Here is an 11,037-nt window from a genome sequence, read left to right as displayed (position 1 = left end):
CGCCGTCGTCAATTTCGCATCGGAAAAGTTCAGCGTCGAAGTGCGTCAGATCGCCCGGCCGACGATCGGCGAGAGCGATGTGCTGCTTCAAGTCGGCGCGGTCGGCGTGTGCGGGTCCGATCTGCATCAGTGGACATCGAATCACAGTTGGCCGGTCAATTACCCGGTGGTGCTCGGGCATGAGTTCGCCGGGACGATCGTCGAAGCCGGGCCGCGCGTTTCGGGATTCAAGGTGGGCGACCGCGTGGTGAGCGAGACCGCCGCGGTCATCGACCTCAACAGCCCGATGGTTCGCGCGGGCAAGTATCATCTCGATCCTTCGCGCAAGGGCTTCGGCTACGGCGTCGACGGGGCGATGACCAAATTCGTCCGCGTTCCCGGGCGCTGTCTTCATGCAATTCCCGACACGCTGCCATTTGAGAAGGCGGCGCTCACGGAGCCGTGCTGTGTGGCGTATCACGCGGTGGTCAAGCACGGGAGCATCGAGCCGGGCGATCGGATTGTCGTGTACGGGCCTGGGCCGATCGGCTTGCTCTGCGCAGCGATGGCGCGCCTGCAGGGCGCGGAAGTCGCCGTCGTCGGACTCGAGCGCGATCGTAAGCGGCTCGCCGTGGCGGAGAAGTACGGATGTGAGACGATCATCGGTGACGCGGCGGCATGGGCGAAGGCGGTCGACGGCATGGGCGCCGACGGGGCGATCGACGCCGCCGGCGTTTCGGCGACGCTCAAGGCCGCGATCGACTTCGTGCGTCCCGCCGGCTGGATCGTCAAAGTCGGCTGGGGCCCCGAGCCGCTCAACTTCAGTCTCGATCCGCTCGTGCAGAAAGCCATCCGCCTCGAAGGCACGTTCAGTCACTACTGGGCCGTGTGGGAGCGCGTCATACGCCTGCTCGATACGGGCAAACTCGACCTCGCCCCTGTGATCGGCGGCGTCTGGCCGCTCGGCCAATGGCGCGATGCATTCGAAACCATGCACCACGGCGACGTCGTCAAGGCGGTGATCAAGCCATGAGCCAACTTGCCGGCAAAGTCATCATCGTCACCGGGTCGAACACCGGCATCGGCCGCGCCATCGCCGAGCGCTGCGCCAGCGAAGGCGCGAAGGTGTTGATCCACGGCCTCGACCACGACGAAGCCCGACAGGTCGCCGCATCACTCGGTCAAAGCGCCGTCGTTCATGTCGATGATCTCGCCGACCCCGCCGCGCCGCAGCGTATCATCGCCGCCGCCGTCGGTGCCTTCGGGCGCATCGACGGCCTCGTCAACAACGCCGCCGCCGTCGTGCGCAGCAACCTCGCCGATACCGATGCCGCGCTGTTCGATCGCGTGATGGCGGTCAACGTGCGTGCGCCGCTCCTGCTCATTCAGGCCGCCGCCGAACATCTGGAGAAATCCGCCGGCGCCGTCGTGAACATCGGCTCCGTCAACGCCTACTGCGGCGAGACGAATCTGCTGGCGTATTCCATCTCCAAAGGCGCGCTGATGACCCTGTCGCGGAACGTCGCCGAAGCGCTCGCCGCCCGGCACGTGCGCGTCAATCATCTGAATCTCGGTTGGGTGCTCACACCCAATGAACACAAGGCGAAAATCGCCGAGGGGATGCCCGAAAACTGGCCCGACAAGCTCGGCTCCGAGCACATCCCTTCGGGCAAGATGACCACGCCCGAACAGATCGCCGCGCATGTCGTCTTCTGGCTCTGCGATGCGTCGCGACCCGTGACCGGGTCCGTCGTCGAACTCGAGCAGCATGTCTTCCTCGGACGCAATCCGAGCAAGGAGGTCTGACATGCCTCGACTCGCCGCCTTCCCAAAAGCGTTCATGGATCCGCTCTGCGCCGATGGGTCCATGTCGCTCGAAGAATGGATCAATCTTGCATCGACGCTCGACATTGACGGCCTGGAGTTCTACTGCGGGTTTCTCGATCTGCGCGACGCAGCCGACTGGCCCCGCTATCGCACCATGCTTGCAGAGCGCGATCTGGCCATGCCCATGATGTGCTGCTCGCCGGACTTCACGCATCCGGACGCCGCCTTCCGTGCCGCGGAAATTGAAAAGGAAAGGCGATGGATCACGATGACCGCCGAGCTGGGCGGGTCATACTGTCGCGTGCTTTCGGGGCAGCGCCGGCCGGAGGTGTCGCGCGAAGACGGTCTGCGCTACGCCGCCGATTCGATCGAGGCGTGTTTGCCACATGCAGCCGCGTGCGGTGTGACGCTCATCCTCGAAAACCACTACAAGGACAATTACTGGAAGCACCCCGAGTTCGCGCAGCACATGGATGTTTTCTGCGACCTCGTCGCCCGCATCGATTCGCCGCACTTCGGCGTCAACTATGACCCGTCCAACACGATCCTCGCCGGCGAAGATCCGCTCGAACTGCTCCGCCGCGTCAAGCATCGGGTCGTGACAATGCACGCGTCTGACCGATATTTGACGGCAGGCACGCTCGACGACCTCCGCCGCGAGGAAGTCGGCGTCGAGGGATACGCCGCCCGCTTGCGCCATGGTGAAATCGGCAAGGGGCTCAACGACTACGATGCGATCTTCCGTGAGCTGCGCTCGGTGAACTTCGACGGATGGATCAGCATCGAGGACGGCGTGGAAGGCATGGAGCAATTGGCGCGCAGCGTCAGTTTCCTGCGGCGAAAAATCGCCGAGCACTGGCCCGCCCAGCGAGTAACCTTATGAGCTACCCCACCGGTCAGCCCCTCATCGACGACATCAACAACACGCAACTCAACAAAGGCGAACTCGCGTTCTGGTGGCTCGGCCAGCACAGCTTCATTGTCAAAATCGCCGGGAAAGTGCTGTATATCGATCCGTTTCTGACGGAGATGGACGCGCGTCGCATCGCGCCCTTGCTCACGCCGAATCAGGTCACGCACGCCGACTTCATTCTCGGCACGCACGATCACGCCGACCACATCGACCGCCCCGTCTGGCCCGCCCTCGCGGCGGCGAGTCCGCAGGCGACGTTCATCGTGCCCGACCTCTTACGCGAATCGCTCGCCGCCGATCTGAACATGCCGCTCGATCGTTTCCTCGGCCTCGACGACGGCAAGTCCATCGAGCGCGATGGCATCCGAATCTCCGCCGTCGCCGCCGCGCACGAGTTTCTCGATCGCGACGATGCGAGCGGGCGCTATCCGTATCTGGGTTACTTCATCGAAGCGGAGGGCCGGTGCGTTTATCACGCCGGCGACACGTGTCTGTATGAAGGTCTGATCGCCAAGCTGCGCGGCAGGAAGATAGATGTGGCGTTTCTTCCCATCAACGGGCGCGACGCCAAACGCCTCAAGGCCGGCATCATCGGCAACATGACCTACCAGGAAGCCGTCGACCTCGCGGGCGTCATCGAGCCGGGTCTGACGGTGCCGGCGCACTATGACATGTTCGCCGAAAACCTCGGTGAACCGCGGGCGTTCCGGCTCTACATGAACACCAAGTACCCGCACCTGAAACTGCACGTCTGCGACTACGGCCGCTGCGTGCGCCTCTGATGACATCTCCGACGACGCAGTCATAGGATCGCGCCGAACGCGGCCGTCATGTGAGTGTTTCCCATTTCACTTTTAGGCTAAAAGCTAAATGATGGCAGCACGCACAACGCCCGCGGCGTCGTTAGCGCGAAGGGATGGCGTTGAGTGTGTAGTACCCCACCGGATGCAGCAGCGGTTGACCGTCCTTATTGCGCACGCCGTCGGCATGCAGTTCGTGCACGTAGAGTTCACGCCGGCCGTCAATGACCAGATGCACGCTCATCCGATCCTGCGCCACTGTCGCCGAGCGAATCACGAGCGGCTTCGTCAGAATCTCATCCGACCCGTAAGCCGCGTGATACTCGTAGGTGTAGCTGCTGCCGGCGTACGAAGCGGGGTCGCCGGCAGTGGTCCGATCGACGGGTTGCGTGAATGTCAGGTCAAAGCCGTCGGGCGTCGCGTGCATCGAAAGAATTTCGAATGGCGTTTTGCCGGTCCAGATCAACCGTTGCAGCCCATACGCCGCGACGCCGGCGCTGGTCCATCCGCGATTGGTCATGCCCACGAACATGCTCCCGTCCTTGCCGTAGCACATGCGGAACACGCCCGAAGCGAACCCGCTGCGGAACGGGAAGCATGCGCCCTGATATTCGCCGTTCACCTTTTCGAGCGATACGCGGAGCATCCCCGCCGAGCGGAATTCACCGATGAAAAGCTGCCCGGCGAATGGGCCGAACTTGCCTGCCGTGTTGTCGAGCAGGATGTCCGTCGTGCTCTCGCCCATCTTGTGATAGGGGAACCACACCGCCGGCGGCACGAGTTCCTTGAGCAGTTTCACCGCTTCAGGAAACGGCTTGTTGGCCGGCAGCGGGGCGGACAGATGAATCGGCGCATCGTCGCGCTTCATCGTGCCCATCGCTTCGCCATTTCCGAAAAACGCTCCGGCCCGCAGGTGATGCAACGTGTTGGTGCCGACCCATGTGCCCTGTTGATCCGTGTAGAACATATCGCCGGCCGCATTGGCGCCGATCCCGCTCGGCGAACGCATGCCGGCGCACATCGGTTCGAGCATGCCGTCGCTCCCGAGCCGCATCGCCCAGCCGTGCCACGGCAGACTGTTGTTCTGCGTCTTGCCCATGCCGAGGTTGAGCGTGATCCACATATGGCCGTCACCGTCGAGCTTCGGGCCGTACACGTATTCGTGATAATCCTCGGCGGGCTGCCAGTTGTGCGCGACCGCGATGTACTCGTCCATGACCTCGTCGCCGTCCGTGTCGCGCATGCGCGTCAGCTCGGTGCGCTGAGCGGCGAAGAACGCGCCGTCGTGATACAAGAGCCCCATCGGCTCGTGCAGCGCCGTGGCGATGCGCTTGAACGAAAGTTTCGCCGGCTCGTCGTACACGCCGTCGATCAGATACACATCGCCTTTTCGCAGCGCGACGGCGAGCCGCCCGTCCGGCAGCCGGTCCATCCCGCTGATTTCCAGCGCGATGTCATCGCCCGGCTTCCAGTTCAAATCGCGCGAATTGCTGGGCGCGATGCCCGTCTGAAGATCGACAATGCGATAGTAGTCCGCTTCGCTCGCCGGCTTGTCCGCACGCAAGGTCGCCAGCGGTGAACATGCAAATAACGCGGCGAAAATGACGAAGATTCGATTCACCATCGGTACTCCATATCGAACGACGAGCCCGTGATGATCTGTAGTTTCTTGATGGTCACGCCCTTGGCGCTGCCGGGGTTGAAATGCACCGAATTGTTCGGAAAATCCCCGCGAATCGTGCGCCGCAGGCCGCGGGCGTCGAACCGGGCGCTGATGCGGTCTTCGATATGGTAGGGACCGGCGGTGTAGAGAAAAGTCGGGATGCCGTACTTGTCGAGCCGGTACCCCTGCCAATTCAGCGGCAGCGTCTTGCCGTTCGCGTCGACAAAGGCGCTGTCGGTCGGCAGTGCGATGACATCGTCGCCGAGCGGCGCGGTTGGTTCCTGGAAACGCGTGAACCATGTCGAGTACGCATCGACGAACCGCCCGCGCCACGCCAGCGCCGGCCGCACGTGTGTCGCATCAAATGCGAAATGCACCTTCTCCGGAAAGCCCACGGCGATCGCGTCGGCCCCGACATCCTTCATGAAGCAACGCAGCAGCATCGCCTTGTCCGTCGGCAGCAGTTCGAAGTCACCCTGCTTGGGCGGATAACCCTCCGGCTCGTTCTTGCCTTCGGCGAGGTACTTCCAGATGGAGGCGATCTGCTTGTCGGCATCGCCGCCGAGAATGTCGGGTCGCGTGCTGTGGCCCTCGGGGAAGAAGATCGGCATGAGTGTGCCGGGGCGGAGCACCTGCGGCTCGATCAGCGCGCGCCGGAAATAATCCGGCTGCAAACGCCGCGGAATCGTCGACAGATTCAACGCCTGAATGCCCAGTGCCTTGCGGTCGCGCAGTTGGTGACACGTGATGCACATCAGCCCGCGCGCGCCCAGCAGCGTGCGACCGGCTTCGACGTCGCCGTCTTTGAACGCCATCGCCGGGTCGGCCGCGCTGCCGCCGTCGGCTTCGAACGTCAGATCGACGAACGCGCCGACATTGTCGAAGCCGAACATCGGCATGCGCGTGTTGAGGTACGGCCGCACCTCCGCCTTGCCGGCGAGCACGTCATGCATCCATGCCTTCTGAAGATGACGCCCGATGTCCGTCAGTGCTGGCGGAAAACGGCCTTCATTTCCGATCTCGTCTTCGCCGGTGAAGAGCGGCTGACGGTCGATCGCCGGCCCGCCGATATCGCCGCGGTGGTGACAGGCGTAGCAGTTGAAGCGCGTCATCATCCGATGCACCCGCGCGGCGGCGGCGAGAGGCACGAGCGGCTTCTTCAATGCGTTGATCGCGACGGCGAGGGCCGTTCGCTGGGCGGACGAAAGTGAAAAGTCAGCGGCGGGGGCGGTCGGATGCTGGGCCAGACAACCGGACTTCGCCGCCGGGTCGAGGTCGGCGAGGGGTTTGGCGGCGGGCGGTGCGAGAAGACCATGACCCAGATCATGACACGCAACGCAACCGAGTTTCGTGAACGCTTGGCGCCCGCTGTCGACGTTTGTCGATTTCACCGCCGGCGCGCCGGCGGGGGCCACCGTCGACTTGATCCACGCGGCGATGTCGGCGGCGTCGGTACGGTCGAGTTTCATACCCGGCATGCGCCCCCCAGGGCGGATCGAAAGCGGGTCCATCAGAAAATCGACCAGTGCTTTGTGACCGTAATGACGCCCAAGTTCGAGCGGCACGGCGAAATCGTCATCGCTCACGCCGTCGGGTCTCTGATGACAGGCGACGCACCCGATGGTCACAAAAAGCTGGCGCCCGCGCTCGGGCCAGACATTGCGTGTGTCGCCGTCTTCGGGCTTGGCGGCGCCGGCGAGAAACGCGGCGATATTCGAGGCGGTCGCCGCATCGCGCGATGCATCGAGCAGCAGCGGCATGGTCGTGCCATACTTGAACGCCTGCGGATCGATGACGAACCGCGCGATATCGGCGGCGGCGAGACGATGGCCGACCTGCTTCAAATCCGGCGCGGCTTTCACCGAAAGTCGCTCGCGGATTTCATCATTGGCGCGGTGGCAGGCGATGCAGTTGAGTTCACCCAGCAACAGTTCCCCGCCGGCGATGCGCGAAGCATCATCGACGGCGGCGGCATCGAAGCGCTCGAAGCCCGCGACGATCGGGTGATCGGCCGCGCGGACGGCGACGGCGATGAGCATCATGCCGCACGCCAGCAGTCGGGTCACGCGTTGCGAACGATTGAGCAATGCACCGTCCTCTGACTTTACGCGCCGACCTGGGCGGCCTGACGGGCTTCGATGAGCATTTGAATCCACGGGCCGAGGTAGCGCCCGTTGTCGTGAAACGTCCGGCCCGACACGAGATTGCCGTCGACGACGCACGGCGCATCCTCATAAATCCCGCCGACCGATTCGAGATCGAAGCGGCACTTGGCGACGGTCGTCATGCGGCGGCCCTTGACGCAGCCGGCGTAGGCGGGAATCTCGACGCCGTGACACACGCTGGCGATCGGCTTGTTCTCAGCGAAGAAGTGGCGCGTGATGCGCACCAGGTCCTTGTCGTAGCGGATATATTCGGGGGCGCGGCCGCCGGAGAACATGATGCCCATGTACTGTTCGGGCTTGACGTCGCGGAAGGCGATGTCGGACTGGAGCGTGTAGCCCTCCCATTCCCTGGTGATCGTCCAGCCGGGCTTCACCTCGTGCATCACCATCTGGTAGCGATGCACTTCGGGGGCGGCGACGATGGGCGTGAACCCGGCTTCCTGGAGTCGGTAGTAGGGATACATGGTGTCGAGCGTTTCGGCGGCGTCGCCGATGATGATCAGCACTTTGTCACTCATGGTCTAGTCCTTCATGCAATGGTCGAGGTATTGGCGCGATGTATTGATTTCGGCGGTGATGGCGTCGGTGGTCGGGCGGATCGGCACGCCGCGCGGGAACGGGTGCATGAAGATTTCGGTGTAGCCGGCGAAGTTGATTTTTTTGAGGGACTGCACCAGCGGCTTGAAATCGAGCGGGCCGTTGCCGGGCATCTGCATGTGTTCATCTTCGACGGGCTGCGGCTTGGACGCGCCCTTGCCGTGCTGCTGCGCGTAGAAGAATTTGACGCACGGGCCCAGGTCCTCGATGAGCTTCGCCTGCATCGCCGCGTCCTGCTCGAGGTGATGCGGACCGAAGGCGATGCCCAGATGCGGCATGTCCGTCGTGTGCTCGGCGAGGCGGCGCATTGACTCGGGGGACTCGATGAGACTGTTGACGTGGTTTTCGATGGCGATGGTGTAGTCGAATTTCGCGGCGGCGTCGTGATGCGGCTTCATCTTCTCGACGAACTGCGCGACGGCCTTGTCGAGCGCATCGCCGGTTTGCCCCTTCGGACCGGACGCGCCGGTGACGAAGACGGTTTGGCGCGAGCCGACTTGTTGGGCGAGTTGCATCTGCGGTTGCAGGCCGAACGGGCCGTAGGCGTAACACGTGATGCAACCCAGCGGGACGTGGTTCTTTTGGAGCAGCGTCTCGAACGCATCGACGCCGAGTTCGTCGACCTGCTCGCGCTGGTTGCCGTGCGGCTTGGGCCAGATGTCCAGTGCGGTCGCGCCGGCCTTGTGCACCTCGGGGAGGATGTCCGCAAGCGCGGTCGTGCCGTACATGGCGGAGGCGAGGATGTAGCGGAGTTTGAAGGCGGAGGTGTCGGCGAACGATCCGCGCGGCAGGCCGAGCGCGGCGACAGAGGCGAGGACGGATTGACAAAATCGGCGGCGGGTTGGGCGGGTCGTCATCAGCATCATGATAATCGATCAACGGGTGGAGGTTTCAATAATCGGCGAGCCAACTGTAATTGTCCGTGACGTTGCCGCGCGTGACGGGCTGATAGGCAACGTGCGAATCGACGTAGAGGACATTGGCGGTGAGTTTGAGCGGATCGTGCCAGTATTCGCGGCGGTCGCCTTCGCTGATGTAGTTGTGGATCGGGTGATCGCCGGAGAGCAGCACGAAGGACGGGCGCTTGATGTTGGCGAAGGTATTGCCGCGGAGTGTGGACGAAGCGGTGGGGGGGACGCTGGTGATCGGGCCGACGTTGTAAGGATAGGAGCTGCCGACGTCGTAGTAGACCTTGACGGTGGGGAAGGCGTAGGTGCCGCCGGGGCCGTGACCCATGTCGGAGGGGCATCGGAAGAGCGGGACTTCGGCATCGTCGGGCGTGCCGTAGCCGACGCCGACATACTTGTTGAGCGGTCGTTTGGCGGGGGTCCATGACGGAGCGCCGTATCCGCCCCATGTTCCGGCCCGCCCGCCGTAGACCATCGCGCTGCCGGTGGCGTAGTCGATGAACTTGTCGCGATTGTCGTGACCATAGAGCACGAAGCCGGTGCCGATCTGTTTGAGATTGGCGGCGCACGTCGTCAGCTTCGCGGCGGCGCGGGCGCGCTCCAGACTCGGCAGCAGAATCGCGATCAGCAGCGCGATGATACTCACGACGACGAGGAGTTCAATCAGTGTAAAGGCGTTTTTACGCATCGGCGTTTCCGGGGCTCATGAAAGCTCAGGGGATGGCCATCCCTGAGCTTTCGGCGGTTGTATCAACGGCGGCGACGGACGAGCGGGGCGAACAACAGCGCCATCAGCGCGGCGCTTGCGGGTTCGGGGACGGTGAGCGTGACGGCGTAGATGCCGAACTCGGCGTCGGTGCCCGAGCCGTCCTTGACGCCGTTGACGCTCAGATTGATCGTGTCGATGACGCGGGTCGGATCGACGGTGAACGTCTGGTACCACATGTGACGATTGGTGGCGACGAGCGAATTGCTGTTGGTGTCGAACAGGTCGATCGTGCCGGTGAAGGCGTCGAGCGCGCCGCCGGAGACGAGTTTGTTGTTCCCATCGGAGTCGGCGACGTCCCATTCGAAGACGTCATCCGCGCCGGTGGTGTAGTGAATTGTGATGAAGCCGTTGTTGTTGGGATTGGTGGGCGTGCCGGTGAAGTTATTGAAGCCGACGGCGGAGAAGAGCACGGAGACCTGCTCGGCGGCCTGATTGGCGATGTCGATCGTGGCGTTATCGAAGACGCCGTCGCCGTTGTTGTTGTCGACGTCGAGGATCAGCGTGTTGTTCTGCACGGTGTTGGGGCTGTCGAAGGGGCCGACCTGGAAGGGCACGACGTTGCCGGCGATGAGTTCGCCGGTGGGCGGGATGTTGGGGGAGTTGCCGAGTTGGTTGTGATTGGTGGTGATGAAACCCTGGCCGGCGCTGCGATAGCCGTTGCCGGTCGGTTCGGCATTGTCGATGGCGATGGTGTCGCGGTTGAACGAGCCGGAGAGGTCGAGGGTGAGATACTTGCTGCTGGTGCTGGTGAGGGCATAGACGCCGAAGTGGGCATCGGGGTCGCCGGAGCTGTTGGTGGAATTGAATGTGATGGAGGCGACGGTCTTGGCCTGGTTGATGCCGGTGATGGTTTGCGACCAGAGTTGGCGATTGGTGTTGATCGGATTGGCGGTGCCGAATTCCTTGAGTTGCAGGTTGGTCAATGCGGCGACGCTGGAGCCGTTGGAACTGGAGCCGTTGTTGTCGGCGAGGTCCCATGTGAATGAATCGCTCGTGCCGTCGAGATAGTTGACGGTGACGGAGCCGTTGGGGGATTGGGAGCCGTAGCCGACGCCGGTGTGGACGAAGGCGAAGGTGGACATGCGTTGGTCGGCGATGTCGATGGTGACGGAAGCGGGGGGCAGGCCGGCGCCGCTGATGGGTTTCATGAGCACGGTGTTGTCGGCGGCGTAGGAGCCGAGTTGGAAGGCATATCCGTTGGCGGAGAACAGTCCGTCGATGGGGAAGTTGGTGGTGAGGAAGCGATCTTTCTGCGCGGTGTCACGGTAGGTGACGCCGGCGCTGTCGGAGACGCTTGTGGCGATGGTGTCGGCGTTGAAGGCGCTGGAGATGTCGATGATGCCCGCTTGCGTCGCGGCGGACATGCCCATTAAGGCGATCGTCGCAAAAGTCTTCATTCGTCCCATGGCGGATTCT

10 protein-coding genes are annotated in these 11,037 nt (G+C 63.3%); 4 read left to right on the top strand and 6 right to left on the bottom strand.

Annotation, left to right across the window (positions count from 1 at the left end):
• The 4 genes from GC162_18865 to GC162_18850 form a co-directional block, all read left to right on the top strand.
• Window positions 1–1,012 (top strand): alcohol dehydrogenase catalytic domain-containing protein (locus tag GC162_18865; GenBank protein MBI1370705.1); only part of this gene is annotated, 1,012 nt, incomplete at its 5' end.
• Complete coding sequence (locus tag GC162_18860) at window positions 1,009–1,785, top strand: SDR family oxidoreductase (protein ID MBI1370704.1); 777 nt, start codon at window positions 1,009–1,011, stop codon at window positions 1,783–1,785. The genes GC162_18865 and GC162_18860, both read left to right, overlap by 4 nt.
• Window position 1,786: 1 nt before the next feature.
• A complete protein-coding gene (locus tag GC162_18855) occupies window positions 1,787–2,689 on the top strand; it encodes a TIM barrel protein (protein ID MBI1370703.1) in 903 nt (300 codons plus the stop codon).
• Window positions 2,686–3,501 carry an MBL fold metallo-hydrolase gene (locus tag GC162_18850; protein ID MBI1370702.1) on the top strand — a complete coding sequence of 272 codons (816 nt, stop codon included), beginning with the start codon at window positions 2,686–2,688 and terminating at the stop codon, window positions 3,499–3,501. The genes GC162_18855 and GC162_18850 overlap by 4 nt, the downstream gene beginning before the upstream one ends.
• A 121-nt stretch (window positions 3,502–3,622) precedes the next feature.
• Here the strand turns inward: GC162_18850 and GC162_18845 are convergent, their stop codons facing one another.
• From GC162_18845 to GC162_18820, 6 genes are all read right to left on the bottom strand, one after another.
• Window positions 3,623–5,143 carry a hypothetical protein gene (locus tag GC162_18845; GenBank protein ID MBI1370701.1) on the bottom strand — a complete coding sequence of 507 codons (1,521 nt, stop codon included), beginning with the start codon at window positions 5,141–5,143 and terminating at the stop codon, window positions 3,623–3,625.
• Entirely contained in the window at window positions 5,137–7,248 is a 2,112-nt protein-coding gene (locus GC162_18840; GenBank protein ID MBI1370700.1) for a hypothetical protein, read from the bottom strand. The genes GC162_18845 and GC162_18840 overlap by 7 nt, the downstream gene beginning before the upstream one ends.
• A gap of 38 nt (window positions 7,249–7,286) precedes the next feature.
• On the bottom strand, window positions 7,287–7,865 hold the full coding sequence (locus GC162_18835; GenBank protein MBI1370699.1) for a peptidase: 579 nt from the start codon (window positions 7,863–7,865) through the stop codon (window positions 7,287–7,289).
• 3 nt (window positions 7,866–7,868) lie between these two features.
• Window positions 7,869–8,807 carry a TIM barrel protein gene (locus tag GC162_18830; GenBank protein MBI1370698.1) on the bottom strand — a complete coding sequence of 313 codons (939 nt, stop codon included), beginning with the start codon at window positions 8,805–8,807 and terminating at the stop codon, window positions 7,869–7,871.
• A 28-nt stretch (window positions 8,808–8,835) separates the two neighbouring features.
• The gene (locus tag GC162_18825) at window positions 8,836–9,540 is read right to left on the bottom strand and encodes a prepilin-type N-terminal cleavage/methylation domain-containing protein (GenBank protein MBI1370697.1); all 705 of its coding nucleotides are present in this window, start codon (window positions 9,538–9,540) and stop codon (window positions 8,836–8,838) included.
• A 62-nt stretch (window positions 9,541–9,602) separates the two neighbouring features.
• Window positions 9,603–11,027 (bottom strand): hypothetical protein, encoded by a 1,425-nt coding sequence (locus GC162_18820; GenBank protein ID MBI1370696.1) that lies wholly within the window; start codon window positions 11,025–11,027, stop codon window positions 9,603–9,605.
• Between the last annotated feature and the right edge of the window lie 10 nt (window positions 11,028–11,037).

This window comes from Planctomycetota bacterium (genome assembly GCA_016125255.1).
Taxonomy (GTDB): Bacteria; Planctomycetota; Phycisphaerae; order Phycisphaerales; family Zrk34; genus RI-421.
The sequence above is the reverse complement of the archived record's forward strand: the minus strand, read 5'-3'. Positions and strand labels throughout refer to the sequence as shown.

What these genes read in the sequence shown, in the direction of transcription:
- GC162_18860 (MBI1370704.1), top strand. Translation starts at nt 1,009, where the DNA reads ATGAGCCAACTTGCCGGCAAAGTCATCATCGTCACCGGGTCGAACACC.
- GC162_18855 (MBI1370703.1), top strand. Translation starts at nt 1,787, where the DNA reads ATGCCTCGACTCGCCGCCTTCCCAAAAGCGTTCATGGATCCGCTCTGC.
- GC162_18850 (MBI1370702.1), top strand. Translation starts at nt 2,686, where the DNA reads ATGAGCTACCCCACCGGTCAGCCCCTCATCGACGACATCAACAACACG.
- GC162_18845 (MBI1370701.1), bottom strand. Translation starts at nt 5,143, where the DNA reads ATGGTGAATCGAATCTTCGTCATTTTCGCCGCGTTATTTGCATGTTCA.
- GC162_18835 (MBI1370699.1), bottom strand. Translation starts at nt 7,865, where the DNA reads ATGAGTGACAAAGTGCTGATCATCATCGGCGACGCCGCCGAAACGCTC.
- GC162_18830 (MBI1370698.1), bottom strand. Translation starts at nt 8,807, where the DNA reads ATGCTGATGACGACCCGCCCAACCCGCCGCCGATTTTGTCAATCCGTC.
- GC162_18825 (MBI1370697.1), bottom strand. Translation starts at nt 9,540, where the DNA reads ATGCGTAAAAACGCCTTTACACTGATTGAACTCCTCGTCGTCGTGAGT.
- GC162_18820 (MBI1370696.1), bottom strand. Translation starts at nt 11,027, where the DNA reads ATGGGACGAATGAAGACTTTTGCGACGATCGCCTTAATGGGCATGTCC.